Source organism: Micromonospora sp. NBC_00389 (assembly GCF_036059255.1).
Lineage (GTDB): Bacteria > Actinomycetota > Actinomycetes > Mycobacteriales > Micromonosporaceae > Micromonospora.
The window spans coordinates 6,894,548-6,911,865 of record NZ_CP107947.1; the positions used below are offsets into that span (position 1 = coordinate 6,894,548).

At 68.7% G+C, this 17,318-nt stretch carries 16 protein-coding genes and 2 pseudogenes; 10 read left to right on the forward strand and 8 right to left on the reverse strand.

The window, feature by feature from the left end:
- Nucleotides 1-267 precede the first annotated feature (267 nt).
- The 4 genes from OG470_RS32625 to OG470_RS32640 form a co-directional block, all read right to left on the reverse strand.
- Nucleotides 268-672 carry an integrase core domain-containing protein gene (locus OG470_RS32625; RefSeq protein ID WP_328418471.1) on the reverse strand — a complete coding sequence of 135 codons (405 nt, stop codon included), beginning with the start codon at nucleotides 670-672 and terminating at the stop codon, nucleotides 268-270.
- Between the two features lie 178 nt (nucleotides 673-850).
- Entirely contained in the window at nucleotides 851-1,336 is a 486-nt protein-coding gene (locus OG470_RS32630) for a hypothetical protein (protein ID WP_328418472.1), read from the reverse strand.
- A gap of 224 nt (nucleotides 1,337-1,560) precedes the next feature.
- Entirely contained in the window at nucleotides 1,561-2,283 is a 723-nt protein-coding gene (locus OG470_RS32635) for a FadR/GntR family transcriptional regulator (protein WP_328418473.1), read from the reverse strand.
- A gap of 67 nt (nucleotides 2,284-2,350) precedes the next feature.
- Nucleotides 2,351-3,508, reverse strand: coding sequence for an MFS transporter (locus OG470_RS32640; protein ID WP_328418474.1), 1,158 nt, complete (start codon nucleotides 3,506-3,508; stop codon nucleotides 2,351-2,353).
- A 165-nt stretch (nucleotides 3,509-3,673) separates the two neighbouring features.
- On the opposite strand from OG470_RS32640, the gene OG470_RS32645 reads away from it, so the two are divergent.
- Genes OG470_RS32645 through OG470_RS32665 form a run of 5 tightly spaced genes read left to right on the forward strand, consistent with a single transcriptional unit; the run spans nucleotide 3,674 to nucleotide 8,022 of the window.
- Entirely contained in the window at nucleotides 3,674-3,874 is a 201-nt protein-coding gene (locus tag OG470_RS32645; RefSeq protein ID WP_328418476.1) for a ferredoxin, read from the forward strand.
- Entirely contained in the window at nucleotides 3,864-5,105 is a 1,242-nt protein-coding gene (locus tag OG470_RS32650) for an NAD(P)/FAD-dependent oxidoreductase (RefSeq protein WP_328418478.1), read from the forward strand. The genes OG470_RS32645 and OG470_RS32650 overlap by 11 nt, the downstream gene beginning before the upstream one ends.
- Nucleotides 5,106-5,154: 49 nt before the next feature.
- Nucleotides 5,155-6,594 carry an aromatic ring-hydroxylating oxygenase subunit alpha gene (locus OG470_RS32655; RefSeq protein WP_328418479.1) on the forward strand — a complete coding sequence of 480 codons (1,440 nt, stop codon included), beginning with the start codon at nucleotides 5,155-5,157 and terminating at the stop codon, nucleotides 6,592-6,594.
- Nucleotides 6,595-6,639: 45 nt separating this feature from the next.
- A complete protein-coding gene (locus tag OG470_RS32660) occupies nucleotides 6,640-7,173 on the forward strand; it encodes a 3-phenylpropionate/cinnamic acid dioxygenase subunit beta (RefSeq protein WP_328418481.1) in 534 nt (177 codons plus the stop codon).
- A 45-nt stretch (nucleotides 7,174-7,218) separates the two neighbouring features.
- A complete protein-coding gene (locus OG470_RS32665) occupies nucleotides 7,219-8,022 on the forward strand; it encodes an IclR family transcriptional regulator (RefSeq protein ID WP_328418482.1) in 804 nt (267 codons plus the stop codon).
- An 89-nt stretch (nucleotides 8,023-8,111) separates the two neighbouring features.
- Here the strand turns inward: OG470_RS32665 and OG470_RS32670 are convergent.
- The 4 genes and pseudogenes from OG470_RS32670 to OG470_RS32685 all read right to left on the reverse strand — a co-directional run bounded on the left by OG470_RS32670 (nucleotide 8,112) and on the right by OG470_RS32685 (nucleotide 12,561).
- Nucleotides 8,112-8,964, reverse strand: a pseudogene (locus tag OG470_RS32670) (IS5 family transposase).
- Between the two features lie 307 nt (nucleotides 8,965-9,271).
- The gene (locus OG470_RS32675) at nucleotides 9,272-10,258 is read right to left on the reverse strand and encodes a Bug family tripartite tricarboxylate transporter substrate binding protein (protein ID WP_328418484.1); all 987 of its coding nucleotides are present in this window, start codon (nucleotides 10,256-10,258) and stop codon (nucleotides 9,272-9,274) included.
- A 126-nt stretch (nucleotides 10,259-10,384) separates the two neighbouring features.
- Nucleotides 10,385-10,912, reverse strand: coding sequence for a tripartite tricarboxylate transporter TctB family protein (locus OG470_RS32680; protein ID WP_328418486.1), 528 nt, complete (start codon nucleotides 10,910-10,912; stop codon nucleotides 10,385-10,387).
- On the reverse strand, nucleotides 10,909-12,561 hold the full coding sequence (locus OG470_RS32685; protein WP_328418488.1) for a tripartite tricarboxylate transporter permease: 1,653 nt from the start codon (nucleotides 12,559-12,561) through the stop codon (nucleotides 10,909-10,911). The genes OG470_RS32680 and OG470_RS32685 overlap by 4 nt, the downstream gene beginning before the upstream one ends.
- A gap of 159 nt (nucleotides 12,562-12,720) precedes the next feature.
- Here OG470_RS32685 and OG470_RS37430 point away from each other — a divergent pair.
- From OG470_RS37430 to OG470_RS32715, 5 genes and pseudogenes are all read left to right on the forward strand, one after another.
- Nucleotides 12,721-13,638, forward strand: a pseudogene (locus OG470_RS37430) (NAD(P)-dependent oxidoreductase); the annotation flags it as partial.
- On the forward strand, nucleotides 13,638-14,423 hold the full coding sequence (locus OG470_RS32700; protein WP_328418490.1) for a class II aldolase/adducin family protein: 786 nt from the start codon (nucleotides 13,638-13,640) through the stop codon (nucleotides 14,421-14,423). The pseudogene OG470_RS37430 and the gene OG470_RS32700, both read left to right, overlap by 1 nt.
- A 29-nt stretch (nucleotides 14,424-14,452) precedes the next feature.
- Complete coding sequence (locus tag OG470_RS32705; protein WP_328418492.1) at nucleotides 14,453-15,289, forward strand: CoA transferase subunit A; 837 nt, start codon at nucleotides 14,453-14,455, stop codon at nucleotides 15,287-15,289.
- On the forward strand, nucleotides 15,286-16,092 hold the full coding sequence (locus OG470_RS32710) for a CoA-transferase subunit beta (protein ID WP_328418494.1): 807 nt from the start codon (nucleotides 15,286-15,288) through the stop codon (nucleotides 16,090-16,092). Before OG470_RS32705 ends, OG470_RS32710 begins: the two co-directional genes overlap by 4 nt.
- A complete protein-coding gene (locus OG470_RS32715; RefSeq protein WP_328418496.1) occupies nucleotides 16,089-17,282 on the forward strand; it encodes a thiolase family protein in 1,194 nt (397 codons plus the stop codon). Before OG470_RS32710 ends, OG470_RS32715 begins: the two co-directional genes overlap by 4 nt.
- The last annotated feature ends 36 nt before the right edge of the window (nucleotides 17,283-17,318 follow it).

Below are 17,318 nucleotides of genomic sequence, written 5' to 3' on the forward strand. Positions count from 1 at the left end.
TCGGCCCTGCCCAGGCCCATGATCAATGGTCAGTCGGAGCGCTCTTCCCGGAACGAGCACCGTCGCAGACCCTGCTCCCAAATCTGCTCCCAATGAAACCTCCCAGCAGGTCAGCCGCTCGTTACCGAGCACTCACCCGTACCCCACTCTGTCAGGCACGATAGACAGCGGTTGACGTCCGTTCAGCGCCGTTGCACTCTTCATGTCAACGAACGGTCCACAACGTGTACCGTGCCAAAACTCGTCGTGCGCGGTCGAGCTGCTCTTTCACGGCCCATCGGGCGGCGCGATGATATTGGTTGATGACGCCGCCGAGGACTCGTCGTCGCCGCACGGTTTGTCTATCGCGATCACCACGTCCGGTTCATGGTCGGGCGGATGTTGATCCAGACTCTGGTGTGGACGATGCCCGTTGAAGTGCCGGACGTAGTCGGCCAGCACGGTGCGGGCGTGAGACTCGTTGTAGATCAGGATGTGGTCGGTGCACTCCCGCCGGACGCTCCGGACAAACCGTTCGGCGTAGCAGTTCGCTCGCGGCGCCCGCGGCGGGATCTTGACCACCTCGACATTCTCGGCGGCGAAGTCCGCGTCGAACGAGCCGGTAAACTTGGCATCCCGATCGCGGACCAGGAACTTGAATCGGCCGGCCCGGTCGCCGAGGTCGACGATCAAGTTGCGGGCCTGCTGGGTGGTCCACTCCCCGGTCGGATTCGCGGTGACACCCAGAATGTGGACCCGCCGGGGTCACCACCTCCATCACCACCAGCACGTAAACACGCCGCAAGGCGACCGTGTCGAGGTGGAAGAAATCCGTGGCCAGCAGCCCCGCCGCCTGGACCCGAAGGAACGCTCACCACCTGGTGTCTGTGTCCCGCGGCGCCGGACCGAGACGGGCGTGGCCAAGGATCCGCCGGATCGTTCCCAAGCCGACCCCGTAGCCCAGGCCGACGAGGTCGCCCTGGATCCGTCGATGTCCCCAGCCCGGATTTTCCCTAGCCAGCCGGAGAATCAGCTCCCGGATCTCCTTGCTGACCCGCGGACGGCCGCATCGGTTCGGGAAGGTCCAATGATGGGCGACCAGACGACGATGCCAAGCCAAAATAGTGCCCGGTGTGACCAGCCGATGCTCGCGCACCCACCGCGGCACCAGCCGGGTCAGCGCCGCCAAGACCGCCCGGTCCGGCCACGACAAACGTGGGGCACTGACCTGACGCCGCAGCACCGTCACCTCATGCCGAAGCACCAACAGTTCCGCGGTCTTCGCCGCTCGTTGCGCGAGCCACGCCAGCCACCCGAACACCTGGATCATGGCCAGGTACAGCAACCTGAAACCCACACAAGGATCATGCCCGCAACAGTGGAAACGCAAGCTCAGACGCTGTGCGACGAGTTTTGGCACGGTACAGGCATCCTCCACGAGTACCGCGTGACCTGCACGGATGAGTTTTCGGCAGGCGCAGAGGTCTTCGTCGTCGCTCAGGCTGTCTCGGTCACCGCAGCGAGCCAGCGAAGACGTCGATGATCGGGCACCGTCGGTGCGGTACGGCAGCCCACGCTGGATCAGCGGCTGGCGACCCGCTTTGCGGTGCGCTCCAGGTGGTCCGCCATGATCTGGTGAGCCCGGGCGGCGTCCCGGTCTCGGATCGCGTCGACGAGCGCCCGGTGCTCGTCGACCCCCTGTTTGCCCTCGTGCTGGGCCTCCTGCAAGGACATCAGGATCGCCTCCCGGAACGACTGCAGGAGCATCGCGACCGCCGGGTTGTGCGCGGCGGTTGCCACACGCAGGTGGAAGCCGAACGACATGGCGACCGTGTAGGTCCCCTGCTCGCGCGCGGCTGCTGCCTCGTCGCACAGCGCCAGCAGATCGGCGATGTCCTCCTCGGTCGCCCGCTCGCAGACCAGCGGGACGACTCCGAGTTCGAATACCGCACGCGCCTCGGTGACCTCGGCCGCCGACAACCCTGACATGCTCAGCAGGTCGGTGATGCCCTCGCCGACCTGACCGGTGGTCGGGACCGTGACGAACGCGCCCCCGCGGGCGCCGACCCGGACCTCGATCAGTCCGTTCGCTTCGAGCATCCGCAGTGCCTCACGCAGCGACAGGCGGCTGACCCCCAGGCGCTCGCACAGTTCGCGTTCCGAGGGCAGCCGCGAGCCGATCGGGAGCTCACCGGTACGGATCAGAGCGCGGATCTGGTCGACGATCGACGTGGAGATCCGGTTGGAGATCACCGGCTGGAACAGTTGGGCGGAAGAGCCTGGCGCGTCAGGCGTGCGGGGCACGGCACCTCCTCGATCGACCGGCACGACTCAAGCTCAATGCCACGACTCAAGCTCAAATGGTATGACCTCAGAGCCGCAGCCGGCGCACCGCCAGCGCCGGTACGGTCATCAGCAGCCCGGCGGCGGTGAGCGCGACGGCGAGCGGCATCAGCGCCACCAGGCCGGCGACCCCGAACGGCGCGAAGAACAGCGCCGCCGCGCGGAACGTGCCCGCCGAGGCGATCGCCTCACCTCGCTCCTGCGGATGCACCGACTCAGTGGCGACGGCCGGACCGATGGTCTGCAGCACGCCCGCTCCCGCGCCGGAGATGGCTAGTGCGATGCCGGCCAGGACGGCTGTCCCGGCAACCGGCCCCACCAGCGCGGTGCCGATCCCGGCAGCGAGTATGCCGAGGACCAGTGACCAGCGCAATCCGGTGCCACGCACCCAGCCGGCCAGCGCACCGCCGGCGACCGAGGCGGCGTTCGCCACCGACACCAGGAAGCCGATGGTGGCCGACGACTGCCGGGCCTGGTCCAGGATCACGGGCACGTACGACCCGAGCAGTCCTCGCCAACCACCCGCGCTCGCCCCCGCCCAGGCGCCGGCGCCGACTCCGGGCCGCCGCCAGATCTGCCCCCGCTTCCGCCCGTCCGACGCGGGAGCGAAGGGCGGCAGGCGGACCAGGGCGCTCGCGGGTACGACAGTGCAGGCGGCCACCACGGCCCCTACCCCGAGCGCGAACTGCGGAGACCGGTGCGCGAGGACTCCCGCCAGCGTCGGACCGCCGATCAGGCCCACCCCGGAGGCGAGGTTGACCTTGGCGAGGGCGCCGACCGCCGACCGCGACACCCGGACCGCGTGCGTCTGCGTCCCGGTCCAGAAGAACGCCCGCGCGACACCCTGCAGCAGTTGGGACACGGCGAAGACCCACCAGACGCTCGAGAGCGCGATCGCGGCGGACGAGACCGCGAGCACGGCACCGGAAAGTATGACGAACACCTTGTCCGGCAGCCTGCGCATCAGCGCGCCCATATACAGGCGGGTCGACATCTGGGCGATGGCGGACACCGCCACGAACACGCCGACCTGCCCCACCCCGTAGCCCGCCCGTACCGCCAGCAGCGGCACCGCGACCCCGGCGATCGCGAGGGCCAGCGAGAACAGCGCGGCGCCAGCGGCGCTGGCGAGGGGACCGCTGGTGCGGGTGTGTACGACGTCGTCGTCGCTCGCCAACCGCTGCATCGCGTACTCCCGTCCGCGCCGTTGCCGGGGCGTCCCCAGTTCAGCTGATCCTGATCTTCGCCGCTTGACACCCTGACGAAACTGTTCCTAAGGTAAATGGTAAGACCATTACACGCAAGAGCGATCCTCGACCGGGATCACTGTCTCGAGGAGTTGAACCTGCCCATGCGGATCAACGCGGACATCGCCAAATGCCAGGGCTACGGCAACTGCGTCGCCCTCGACGGCGACCATTTCGATCTTGACGACGACGGGATGGTGGTCGTGCTGCAGGACACCGTCACCGCAGCCCAGGTGGACGCCACCACGGAGGCCGTACGCAGCTGCCCGGTCTCGGCGATCTGGCTGGTCAACGATGACGCCTGACCGGGTAGTCGTCGTCGGCGCCTCGATCGGCGGCGTACGTACGGCGCAGGCACTCCGGGCCGGGGGTTTCGGCGGCGACATCATGATCATCGGCGCCGAGTTGACGGAGCCGTACGACAAGCCGCCGCTGTCCAAGCAGGTGCTCGCCGGCGAGCAGAACGCGGACGACATCGCGCTGCTCGGCGCGGCCGGCTGGGCGGGTGAGCGGCTCGACGGCCGACTGGGCTCCCCTGCCGTCGACCTCGACACCGAAAGCAAAGAGGTGCTGCTCGCCGACGGCCAGCGCATCGGGTACGACGCCCTGGTCATCGCCACCGGTGTACGGGCCCGGACCCTGACCACCGAGGCCAACCAGCTCGTGCACACCGTACGGGAACTGCGGGACGCGACCGCGCTCCGGCAGCGCATGCTCGGGGGCGGCCCGGTCGTCGTGGTCGGCGGTGGCTTCATCGGTGCCGAGGTCGCCGCCAGCGCGGTGGCGCTCGGTGCCCAGGCCGCGATCGTCGAGTCACTCCCCACTCCGTTCACCCGGGTACTCGGCCCGGCCGTCGGCGCGCTGATGACCGAGTTGCACGAAAGCTTTGGCGTCTCCGTACTCGGTGGCGCGGCCGTGGCCAGAGTTGAGCAGCTCACCGACGGCACCGGCATCGTCCACCTGGCCGACGGTCGCCGCCTGGCGGCAGGCACCGTCGTGGTCGGCATCGGCTGCGTTCCGAACACCGAGTGGCTGCACTCCTCCGGACTGCCGCTCGACGACGGGGTGATCACCGACCAGCACTGCGCGGTGCCCGGTGCCGAGGACGTCTACGCGATCGGTGACGTCGCGCGCTGGTACGACGTACACGACGGGACGCACCGCCGGGTCGAGCACTGGACCAACGCCGTTGAGCAGGCGCACCTCGTCGCGCACAACATCCTGGCCCCGGGCGACCTCCGGCCACACACCAAGGCGCCGTACTTCTGGTCCGACCAGTACGGCATGAAGATCCAGATGGCCGGGCGGATCGAGGCCGACGACCGGGTCGACCTTCTGCGCTGCACCATCCCGGCCGGCGACCGGCACGTCGCGGTGTATTCGCGACACGGAAAGTTCAGCGCGGCCGTGACCTTCGGCTGGCCGAGGGCGATCGCCGCCTGCCGCCGGTCATGGGAGCGCGCGGCCACCGTGGACGAGGTCCACCAGCAGATCCAGGGACTGGCTACAAAAGTCACGGCGGTCGAGACGCGATGAAGAGCGCGCACACGACCGAGCGAACCATTCGAAGAAGGGTGCAGCAACGGTGAGCACGACGTCCCACAACCAGCCCGTCGCGGCTGAGACGGTCAACGTCCGCGATCTCGTGGACGTCCAGCGCGGCGAGATCAGCCGCGAGATCTTCATCAACGAGCAGATCCACCGGCAGGAACTGGAGAACCTGTTCCCCCGCGCCTGGCTCTTCGTCGGGCACGAGAGCCAGGTGCCGAACCCGGGTGACTTCTTCTCCTCCTGGATGGGCTCGGACCCGGTCCTGCTCACTCGGGACGACCAGGGTGAAATCCACGTGCTGCTGAACTCCTGCCGGCACCGCGGGATGCGGGTGTGCCGGTACGACGAGGGCAACACGATGAAGTTCACCTGCCCGTACCACGCCTGGTCCTACTCCATCGACGGTTCGCTGGTGGCGGTGCCCGGCGACCTGCACGGCGTACCCCACCTGAAGGCGGCCTACAGCGGACGTCTGGAGAAGGAGAAGTGGGGTCTGGTCCGCTGCCCGAAGGTGCGCAGCTACAAGGGCCTCGTCTTCGCCAACTGGGACGCGGAGGCACCGGAGTTCGACGACTACGTCGGCGACTTCCACTGGTGGCTGGACAACCTGGCAGACGCGTTCGACGGTACCGAGGGCGGCACCGAGGTCTTCCGCGGCGTGCACAAGTGGCGGATCAAGTCGAACTGGAAGTTCGTGTCGGAGAACTTCCTCGGCGACACCTACCACGGCGCGTCGACCCACGCCTCCGTCGAGGCCGTGGGTATCGGCCCGGGCGGCAAGGGCAAGCGCCGCCATGGCGAGCAGCAGAACCAGGGCGGCTTCTCCAAGGGGCGGATGAAGACGTCGTTCCGCCTCGGTCACGGTGCGTCGGACAACCTCGACTACGAGATTCCCTACCCGACGTTCGCCGAGGATGAGCTGACCGAGTACTTCCGACAGGCCTGGGATACCCGCAAGCAGAAGCTCGACCGGGAGGAACGACCGCTCGGCGGGCGCGGCCCGGCCACCCTCTTCCCGAACATGTCGTTCGCCGCCGGCTTCCCGCGGACCATCCTGGTAGCGCACCCGGTCAGCCCCACCGAAACCGAGGTCTGGCGCTGGTACCTGGTCGACAAGTCGGCGCCCGATTTTGTCCGCGCCTGGCTGCGCCGCTACTACATGCGGTACGCCGGCCCGGCCGGGATGACCGAGCAGGACGACATGGAGAACTGGGACTACGCCACCGAGTCCAGCCGTGGTGTGGTGGCCCGAAGGTTCCCGTACAACTACCAGCAGGGGCTCGGCGAAGAGCAGCCGAGCGAGCTCGACCGGGCGGTGCACTCGAACCACGCCATCGCCGGCGAGGTCAATGCGCGCGCCTTCTACCGTCGCTGGGCCGAAGTCGTCGACGGCCTTTCCTGGCCGGAGCTGAACAAGCTCGCCGAGATCGACGAACGGGCGTCCGGCCAGCGGGTCGGCGAGGCGGACGCGTAGCCACCCCGGCGGTTGGCACCCTTCCCGATATTGACAAGGAGAGTCATGGCAATCGACGAAAAGGCGGTCGAGCGACTGCTGCTCCAAGCGGAGATCGCGGATTTCCTGTACCGCGAGGCCGACCTGCTCGACCAGCGCCGCTACACCGAATGGCTCGATCTGCTCGCCGACGACTACGAGTACTCGGTGCCGCTGCGGATGAACGTCAAGTTCGACGAGACGGACGAGCGGGAGCAGACCCGGGCTGGCAGCGAGATCTGCTGGTTCGACGAGGGCAAGGACACGGTCAGCCTGCGGGTCGACCAGTTGATGACCGGCGTGCACTGGGCGGAGGAGCCCGTGTCCCGGGTCTCGCACCTGGTCACCAATGTGCGGGTGGAGTCGGTGCAGCCGCCCGAGGTCGAGGTCAGTTGCCGGTTCCTGGTATACCGCAATCGGGTGGCGGACGAGACCGACTTCCTCGTCGGCCGCCGGACCGACCGGTTGCGTCGGGTGGACGGCGGGTGGCAGGTATGCCGCCGGCAACTGCTCCTCGACCAGTCCGTCCTGCTCGCCAAGAACCTATCGATCTTCGTATAGCACCAGCGTCGTAACGGGGCCCTGCCATGACGATAAGGTTGTCCGATGCTTGACGAGCGCGCGGACAAACCGGCCAAGGCAGGGCCTTCGTACCCAATTTCGTCGGTGGACAACGCGCTGCGCCTGCTGCTGATGTTCCGCGACCAGAAGCGGCTTCGCCTGTCCGACGTCGCCACCGCGCTCAACGTGGCGCACTCCACCGCCCACCGGCTGCTGGCGATGCTGATCCATCACGACTTCGTCCGCCAGGAAGGCGACCTGCGCACCTACGTCACCGGCCCCGCCCTGCTCGACCTCGGCCTTTCCGCCGTACGCAACATGGACATCCGCACCTTCGCCCGACCAATCTTGGACGATCTGGCCGTCAAGATCGAAGAAACGGTGCACCTGGCCCAGCTCGAGGGCGGCAAGATCCGCTATCTCGCGGCCGCCGAGTGCAACCGCCCGCTACGGGTGGCCGATCGCACCGGTCAACTCATGCCCGCGCACCGCACCGCTACCGGCAAGGCGATGCTGGCCGATCTCACCCCGGCCCAGCTCGACGAGCTGTTCCCGGTCAGCGACGCGGCAACCGGGACCGGCGGATACAGCCGGGCGGAGCGCGAGGCTCTCGACGCGGAACTGGCGCAGGTACGCGAACTGGGCTACGCGACCAACTATCGCGAGACCGAGGACATCATCTCGATGGCTACCGTGGTCCGGGACAAGCGCGGGATCACCGTCGCCGCGCTCAACGCTTCGGCGCCGTCGAACCGGATGAGCAAGCGGCGTCAGCTGACGGTCATCCGTCAACTGCACGCCGCCGCCGCCCTGCTCGAGGACCTTCTCGGCAACGCGGCCGGCAGCTAGTATCCGGAGTTTCCGGCCTTCGTTGATCAACTGTGGCATTTTCCCAGCTCAGCAGGCGTTTGTGGGCAGCCTAGGGCGTGTCCTGTCGATCATGGAAGCCAGATGACCGCGGCGATCAGCACGAGGCTGGCCCGGTAGAGCGAGGCGCGTTTGGCGTATCGGGTTGCTAGGTCACGCCATTGCTTGAACCGGTTGAAGCAGCGCTCCACGACGTTGCGCTTCTTGTAGATCACCTTGTCGAAGGCCGGGGGTCGACCGCCGGCGCTGCCTTTCGCGGCGCGGCGGGCGACCTGGTCGGATCGTTCGGGGATGACGTGCCGGATCCCGCGTTGCCGCAACGCTCGTCTGGTCGAGTCGTGGGCATAGCCCTTGTCCGCGATCAGCACCTCAGGGCGTTTGCGGGGCCGACCGGGTCCCGGTTCGTTGACCCGGATCGCGTCCAACAACGCCAGGAGCTGCGGGTTGTCGCCGGCCTGACCCGGGGTGAGCAGGATCGACAACGGCCGGCCGCGTCCGTCGACGGCGAGGTGAATCTTCGTGCTCAGCCCGCCTCGGGACCGGCCGATGGCCTCGCCATCCTGCGCACCAGGCGTCGCCGCACTTGTCGCGGAGCCCTCTTTTTACGGGCGCCAGCGGCATGCTGGTGCGCCCGCACGACCGACGAGTCGATACTGATCATCCACTGCACCGGTGTCCCGTCGTCATGCACCTGCGCCGCCGCGAGGATCCGATCCCACGTCCCGTCGGCCGTCCACCGACGCAGCCGCTCATGGCAGGTCTTCCACGGCCCATACCGTTCGGGCAGGTCACGCCACGGCGCACCGGTCCGCAGCTTCCACAAGATCCCGTTAACGACCTGACGATGATCGCGCCACCGCCCGGCTCCGGCAGCAGCGGCGCGATCACCGCCCATGCCTCATCGGTCAACTCACCACGACGCACCACCAGAACATCGTCAACGATCAACAACTACAAGATCGGCAGGACACGCCCTAGCTAGTTGTATTACCCACGCCCGTGTCTGGCCGGTGGCGTTCTGGCCCCTGATGGGCGCAAAGTCGCACTGTACTGGACCACGCCATGGGGTGCCTTGGGTAATACGCATGGAGTGCCCAGAACCCTTACGGCACAACGCTTATAGCGCTTGTGGATCACGAAGGCCGGAAACTCGGGCTAGGAAAGCAGGCTCGCCACCGGGGTGAACATCACCACGGTGGCGAGCCTGCCGATAGAACGAGGTCCCCCCGGGCTACCTGCCGTTGAAGCCTTGCTTCAGCATGTCGACGTACTCCTTCGGCGAGCCCATGAGCTCGTTCACCACGCTCTGCACGTCGGCGCCGCTGGTGAAGCCGACCGGCCGGCCGGCCTTCTCGGCCTCCGCCTGGTACGCCGGGTCCGTGACGACTTCCTCAAACGCCTTGCGGAGCTCCTCGAGCAGCTGCGGGTCCATCCCCGGCGGCCCGGACAACGTACGACCACTCTCGATCAGCTTGGTGTGAGTCTCCAGCAGAGCCCGCTGGGTGTCGTCCGCGACCTCCAGGACGGTGGGCACATCCGGGAACTCCTTCACCCGTTCCGCACCGATGACCAGGACCGGCTTGCAGTCTCCACTGTTGATGGCCGGGAGTTGGCTCGACAGCGAGCGCGAGTACGCGTCAACGTTGCCGGCGACCACGCCGAGCAGCGCTTCGTTGCTACCCCCGTAGCCGGTCACGAGCTCGGCCTTGAAGTTCAGCGTTCTCTCCAGCACGAGTGGTCCGACGTACTCGTTGGATCCGGGTCCGGTCGCGGAGAAGCGGACAGGCTTGTCGCTGGCGACCGCCTTGACGTCGTCGAACGAGTTCAGCTTCCCGCCCGCCTTCACCACCACGAGGTCCGGCTCGCTGCTGATCCGGCCGATGTAGGAAAACTTCTCGGCCTGGTACTGCACCCCTTCGGCCTGGGCCAGCGCGCTGCCGACGTGTCCGGTCATATTGAACAAGGCGATCTCGGTGCCGTCGGGCTTCGCCTTCCACAGCTCGTTGGTGGCCAGCAGGCCGCCGGCACCCGGCTTGTTGATGACGAGGATCTTCGCGCCGAGCTTCTTACCCAGGGCGGGGGCGAGCTGGCGCGCATATTGGTCGTAACCGCCGCCCGGATCGAAGGGCACGATCAGGTCGATCTTCTTGCCCTCGAAGTTGCCCGACGCCTTGGCTTTGCCCGCGGGGCCGCAGCCGGTCAGCAGCAGGGCCGACACGACCACACCGCAGGTGATGCCCAACAGTCTCCGCATGCTCGACATGCCTCTCTTCGACTCTCCGTCCGATCAGGACGGATGGGATGAACGCATTTCGCTCGGCGCATCACAGCCCGGAAATGGGTGCTACAGCACCGGGAATAGCCCGGGTGGTACCGGCAGTTGCAGGACCACGCCGAAGGCGATGTACAGCACCGCGAACAGGACTGCCGCGTAGACGACCGAGAGGACCCACGAGGCCTTCGCCTGGTGCCGCAGGTAGGCCACGGCGAACAACGGCGCGGTGAAGTAGAGCCCCAGGACGTAGAGGGCGACAAAGAACGCGACAAGGTACGACAGGGCGACGGCCCATTCCCGCGCACTCGCGGTCTCGAAGGCGTACTGCAGGTCCTCGTCGCTGTCCTCGTCATCGTCCCCGACCCTGCGCTGCGGCGTGGCGTCCCGCTTCCCCGGGCGGAGCAGGGAGCGCAGGACGAAGGCGACGCCGAGCAGCGCGCCGAGCCCGCCAATGGCGAGCGGGAAGACGGCCGCCTTGCCGCTCCAGCTGAGGGCGGTGACGAATGCCGCGCCGAAGATCAGGGTCAGCAGCACCCCCGCCACCAGGTCGGGCAGGTAGACCTTACGGTCGGTCTCCCCGGTCACGACGTCGCTCACGCGGACACCTCCTCCTTTTCTCGGTCCTGCCCGGAGCGCTTGGCGCGCCGGGTCCGGCGTGCGTGGAAGACGAAGACCAACACGATGGCGCCGACGATGCCCAGGAAGTACGGCCGCAGCAGCCAACTGCTACCGAAGACCGAGTTCGACAGGAACAGGTAGCGCTCAAGGATGCTGCCGAGTACCAGGCCGAGCAGCAGCGGCACTCTCGGCCAGTCCCATCGCAGGCAGCCGATGCCGATGGCGACGAAGGCGAGCATCACGAGCACGTCGGCGAAACTGTTGCTCGAACTGTAGGCACCGATGCCCAGCAGCAGGAGCAGGAACGGCACCAGCAGCGGCCCCGAGATGTGCGTCAGCCGGGTGAGCGGCTTGAGTAGCAGGAACGCGGCGGTGACCGAGGCGAACGTGGCGAACACCGTGATCCAGACCATCGACAGAGTCACGTCCAGGTTGGTGGTGAGCATCTTCGCGCCGGGTTCGAGCCCCAGGATCAGGAACGCACCGAGCAGCACCGCACTACTCGCCGAGCCGGGAATGCCGAACGCGACGGTCGGGATCAGCGACGCGCTGTCCTTGGCGTTGTTGGTCGCGCCCGCGGCGATCACGCCCTCGATCGCGCCCTTGCCGAACTGGTCCGGGTTCTTCGAGGTCTGCCGGGCGTGACCGTAGGCGATGAACTGGGCGACCGTTCCTCCGACGCCCGGCACCACACCGATCGCCGACCCGATCGCGCTTGCCCGCAGGACCAACGACCAGTGGCGCCCGGTGTCGCGAATGCCCTCGGTGACCCCGACGAGCTTCGAGCTCCGTTGCCCGGTCTTCGCGACGCTGCGCTTCTGCAGCATGATCTGCAGGACCTCGGCGCCGCCGAACAGGCCGACGACGACCGGGACGATACCCACCCCGCCCCACAGGTGCAGCGAGCCGAAGGTGTACCGCGGTGCCCCGGTGCTCGGGTCCAGTCCCACCAGGGAGATGAGGATGCCGACGGCGGCCATCAGCAGTCCCTTGTGCAGCTGACGGGCGGAGAGGGTGACCACGAAGGTGAGGCCCAACAGGGCCAGTCCGAAGAACTCCGGCGGCCCGATCGACAGGATCAGTGGGCGTACCACCGGGATCACGGCGACGAGCACGATCACGCCGAAGATGGCGCCGCCAGCAGAGCTGGTCAGCGCGGCGCCCAGCGCGCGACCCGCCTGACCCCGCTTGGTCAGCGGGTACCCGTCCAGCACCACCGCGGCCGACGAGGCCTCGCCGGGTACACCGAACAGCACCGAGGTGATGTCGCCGGTCGTGGCGGTCACCACGTACATGCCGAGCAGCAGCGCGAAGGCCGGGATCGGCTCCATGTCGAAGGTGAACGGAAGCAGCAGGGCCAGGGTCACTGCGCCGCCGAGTCCAGGCAGGATCCCCACCACGAAGCCGAGCATCACCCCGATGACCATCATCAGCAGCGACTGTGGTGCCAGAACCTGCGTTAGCGCACTCCCCAGTGCATCCAGCACATCGTCTCCCATCGACATGAGGTTCCGGCGCACGCTGGCGTCGTTGGCCTGGGTGGTCACCTGCCCGAAACAGGCGGTTACCTGCCGGGAACAGACAGAAAATATTTCTGCAAGGTAGTGCAGTGCCAGACCGTAAGCCACGTCACAGGGGATGTCAACAGGTCCCCGCGTCCCCAACCAGCGGCACTGAGCAGCGTCTCTCCCCTAGGCTGCGGGCGACCTTGCTCCCTGCGCGGCACATGTCCTACAGTCCGCTGTGAAGAACTTCTTTCTGAGACTTGACCTGGTGACTGGCGACCATCACGAATCGCCATCGAGAGGGGACCCGTGGAGCGTGTCGGAGTGGTCGGACTTGGCGGCATGGGCACGGCTTTGGCAGATGCCCTGCTCGCCGCCGGATACCCAACCGGGTGCTACGACACCCGCCCGGAGGCCGTCGCGCCACTGACCGACCGGGGCGCTGTCGCCGCCACCGATCCGCGCGACCTGGCCGAACGCAGTGATGTCGTGATGACCTTCCTGCCCGGACCAACGCAGGTACTCGAGGTGGCCCTGCACCCCGAACGCGGCGTGCTCGCCGGCCTCGGCGCGGACGCCATGCTGCTGGACATGTCCACCTGCGGGCCGGATCTGGCCACCGTCGTCGGGGCAGCCTTCGACGCCGCCGGCCGGCGGTTCGTCGACTGCCCGGTGAGCCGCAAGGCCCCGGACATGACAGTCCTGGTGGGCGGCGAACCCGGCGTGCTGGGCCCCGCCGAGGGAATACTGCAGCAGGTGTCACGCACCGTGATCTACTGCGGACGGCGAGGCGCCGGCTACGCGACCAAGCTGCTGAACCAACATGTGAAGTACGCCTGGTACCTCGCCTCGGCCGAGGCGCTGCTCGTCGCGAAACAGCTCGGCCTCGACCCCGACGCCGTCGCGACCGCGGTTCAGCAGTGCAGCGGCGGCGATTCCGGGCTGGCCACGGCCGCGAAGTACTTCCGCGACGACGCCGCCGGCATGGCTACCCACGCGCCGGCGAGCACGATCGAGAAGGACGTCGTACTGGCCGAGGCGATGGCGAACACGGCGGGCGTCCGCAGCCGGACACTCGGCGTCGTCGTGGACTTCTTCCTTGACGTCAGCACCACCCCGTACCGGCAGCGTCCGTATCCGGAGAGCTGCGAACTTCTCGAGGAGCTGCGAACCATGCCGCGCCAGGTCGGAGACCGATAGTGTCCGCGTCCGGATCCATCACCGACCCCCAGCAGATCACCAGCCCGCGCGGCACGCCCACCGACCCGGCGCAGGCCGCCCGGCACCTGGTCGCGCTCGCCTGCCGGGTTCTCGCCCAGCAGGGGCTCGCCGAGGACGTCCTCGGCCATGTCAGCCTGCGCACCGAAGACGGCGGGCTGTACGTCCGCTGCCGTGGCCCGCGCGAGCGTGGGCTGCTGTTCACCGACCCCGATGATGTGCACGCGGTGGGACTCGACGACAACGATCCGCTCGCTGACTCCTACCAGGTGCCCAACGAGCTGCCGATCCACCGCGAGGTGCTGCGCGCGCGGCCGGATGTCCGGGCCGTCGTACACGTCCACCCACCGGCCGTCATCGCCGCCGACCTCGCCGGCCTGTCGCTGCGGCCGATCGTCGGGGCCTACAACATCCCGGCGATGCGGCTGGCACACGAGGGCATTCCGGTCTACCCGCGCGGCGTTCTGATCAACCGGCCGGAGCTGGGCAAGGATGTGGCCGCCGTGCTCGGCGACAAGCCGACGTGCGTCCTGCGGGCACACGGCATCGTCGCGACCGGCGACTCGGTGCAGCAGGCCGTGGTCAGAGCGCTCAACCTCGACGCCCTCGCCCGGATCACGCTGTACGCGGGTCAGCACGGCAAGGTTCCGCCGGAGCTGCCGGCGGATGACATCGCCGAGCTGCCCGACCTCGGCTCGCACTTCAACGACGCCCAGGTCTGGCTCAACCGGGTCGCCCGCCTCGACCACGCGGGGCTGGGTCTCTGATCCCCGCGTACCGACAAGCAGAGGAAAGCATGGCCGACATCCGTACCCTGCGCGACGCCGTGGCGGAGCTGATCCATGACGGCGACACCGTCGCGATGGAGGGCTTCACCCACCTGATCCCATTCGCCGCCGCACACGAGATCATCCGCCAGGGCATCACCGATCTCACCCTGGTCCGGATGACCCCGGACGTGATCTACGACCAGCTCATCGGCATGGGACTGGTGCGCAAGCTCGTCTTCTCCTGGGGCGGGAATCCGGGCGTCGGCTCGCTGCACCGCTTCCGCGACGCGGTGGAGAACGGCTGGCCCCGCCCGTTGCAGCTGGACGAGCACAGCCACGCCGGGATGGCCAACCGGTACGTCGCCGGCGCCTCCCGACTGCCCTTCGCCGTGCTACGCGGCTACCGCGGCAGCGACCTGGCCACCCGCAGCGACACCGTGGGCACCGTCTCCTGCCCCTTCACCGGGGAGGAGTTGGCCGCGGTGGCCGCGGTGAACCCCGACGTCACCGTCATCCACGCCCAGCAGGCCGACCGCCGCGGCAACGTCCGGCTCTGGGGCCTGGTCGGCGTGCAGAAGGAAGCCGCGCTGGCCGCCGACCGGGTCCTGGTCACCGTGGAGGAGATCGTCGAGGAGCTGGCGCCGCGACCCGACGCAGTCACCCTGCCCAGTTGGGCGGTCACCGCCGTCGCCCACGCCCCGGGCGGCGCCCACCCCTCGTACGCGGCCGGCCACTCCGTCCGCGACAACGCCTTCTACCAGGCCTGGGACCCGATCGCGCGCGACCGGGACACCTTCCACGCCTGGATGCGCGAACACGTCCTGGAACCCGTCACCGATCCGGAAGGAGCCGCCACCCGATGACGTCGACCACCCGGCCCGCCACCGCCACCGTGCCGGCCGTAGCGCACTGGACCTCCGACGAACTGATGACGGTCAACGCGGCCCGGGCGCTCACCGGCCACCGCACCTGCTTCGTCGGTATCGGCCTGCCCAGCACGGCCGCCAACCTCGCCCGGCGGATCGGACGTCCCGACCTGGTGCTCATCTACGAGGCTGGCACCCTCGGCTCCAAGCCCACCCGTCTACCGCTGTCCATCGGGGACGGGGAGCTCGCCGACACCGCGGACGCGGTGATCTCCGTACCGGAGATCTTCAACTACTGGCTGCAGGCCGGCCGGATTGACGTCGGCTTCCTCGGCGCCGCTCAGGTCGACCGGTACGCCAACATCAACACCACCCTCATCGACCGCGGGCCGACGAAACCGCCGGGGCGGCTGCCCGGCGCTGGCGGCGCCCCCGAAATCGCGGCCAACTGCGGCCAGGTGCTGATCGTGCTGCGGCACTCCATCCGTAACCTGGTGCGGAAGCTGGACTTCATCACCACGGTCGGCCACGGCTCCGGCCCCGACGACCGCTCCCGGCTCGGCCTGCGCGGCGCGGGTCCGGTCGCGGTCATCACCGACCTCGGCGTGCTCCGGCCCGATCCGACCACCGCCGAACTGGTGCTCACCGAACTGCACCCGGGTGTGACCGTGGAGCAGGTCCGGGCCGCCACCGGCTGGGAGCTGCGCATCGCCGGGACGCTCACCACCACGCCGCCGCCCACCGCCGCCGAACTCGCCGCCCTGCGCGCACTGCAGGCCGCCGGGAGGCGTACGACATGACGGACCGCTCCCGCGACGTTTTCGTCGTCGACGCCGTACGCACCCCGATCGGCAGATACGGCGGGGCGCTGGCCGGTATCCGCCCCGACGACCTGGCCGCCCACGTGCTCCGGGCGCTGGTCAAGCGCACGCCGCAGCTGGACCCGGCCCGCGTCGACGACGTACTGCTCGGCAACGCCAACGGCGCGGGCGAGGAGAACCGCGACGTGGCCCGGATGGCGGTGCTGCTCGCCGGACTCCCCGTCACCGTCCCCGGCGCCACCGTCAACCGGCTGTGCGGCTCCGGCCTGGAAGCTGTCATCCAGGCGGCGCGGGCCATCCGGTGCGGCGACGCCTCGATCGCCATCGCCGGCGGGGTGGAGTCCATGAGCCGGGCGCCGTGGGTGCTACCCAAGCCCGAACGGGCCTTCCCGGCCGGTCATCAGCAACTGCACTCCACCACGCTCGGCTGGCGCATGGTCAACCCACACATGTCACCGGAGTGGACGATCTCCCTCGGCGAGAGCGCCGAACTGGTCGCCGACCGGTACGGCATAACCCGTGAGTCCCAGGACGCCTTCGCGCTAGCGAGCCACGAGAAGGCCAGCCGCGCCTGGCGGGACGGCCGCTTCGACGCGGAGGTCGTCGGCTACCCGGGCGTCGACCTGCCGCGCGACGAATGCATCCGGGACGACACGTCCGCGGCGGCCCTCGCCCGGCTGAAACCCGTCTTCCGCACCGACGGTGGCACGGTCACCGCCGGCAACTCGTCGCCGCTAAACGACGGGGCCGCGGCCCTGCTGCTCGCCGACGAGGAGGGCCTGCGGGCCAGTGGCCGGGAACCGCTCGCCCGGATCCGGGCCTCGGCGGTCACCGGCATCGAGCCCCAGTACTTCGGGGTCGGACCGGTCGAGGCGGTGCGCCGGGGCCTGGCCAGGGCCGGCCGAGGTTTCGCCGACCTGCACACGGTCGAACTCAACGAGGCATTCGCCGCGCAGTCGCTCGCCTGCCTGGGCGAGTGGCCAGAGCTCGACCCGGCGATCGTCAACCCGCGCGGTGGCGCGATCGCCATCGGCCACCCGCTCGGCGCCTCCGGCGCCCGCATCGCGGGCGCGGTCGCCCATCAACTCGCCGACGCCGGTACCGGCGTCGGGGTGGCCGCCCTGTGCATCGGCGTAGGGCAGGGCCTCGCCCTGGTGCTCGAACGCTGACCGCAGTTTCGGACGGCCGAGGCGATCCCGCACCCC

What these genes read in the sequence shown, in the direction of transcription:
- OG470_RS32640 (WP_328418474.1), bottom strand. Translation starts at nt 3,508, where the DNA reads ATGCAGCGGTTGGCGAGCGACGACGACGTCGTACACACCCGCACCAGC.
- OG470_RS32645 (WP_328418476.1), top strand. Translation starts at nt 3,674, where the DNA reads ATGCGGATCAACGCGGACATCGCCAAATGCCAGGGCTACGGCAACTGC.
- OG470_RS32650 (WP_328418478.1), top strand. Translation starts at nt 3,864, where the DNA reads ATGACGCCTGACCGGGTAGTCGTCGTCGGCGCCTCGATCGGCGGCGTA.
- OG470_RS32660 (WP_328418481.1), top strand. Translation starts at nt 6,640, where the DNA reads ATGGCAATCGACGAAAAGGCGGTCGAGCGACTGCTGCTCCAAGCGGAG.
- OG470_RS32665 (WP_328418482.1), top strand. Translation starts at nt 7,219, where the DNA reads ATGCTTGACGAGCGCGCGGACAAACCGGCCAAGGCAGGGCCTTCGTAC.
- OG470_RS32705 (WP_328418492.1), top strand. Translation starts at nt 14,453, where the DNA reads ATGGCCGACATCCGTACCCTGCGCGACGCCGTGGCGGAGCTGATCCAT.
- OG470_RS32710 (WP_328418494.1), top strand. Translation starts at nt 15,286, where the DNA reads ATGACGTCGACCACCCGGCCCGCCACCGCCACCGTGCCGGCCGTAGCG.
- OG470_RS32715 (WP_328418496.1), top strand. Translation starts at nt 16,089, where the DNA reads ATGACGGACCGCTCCCGCGACGTTTTCGTCGTCGACGCCGTACGCACC.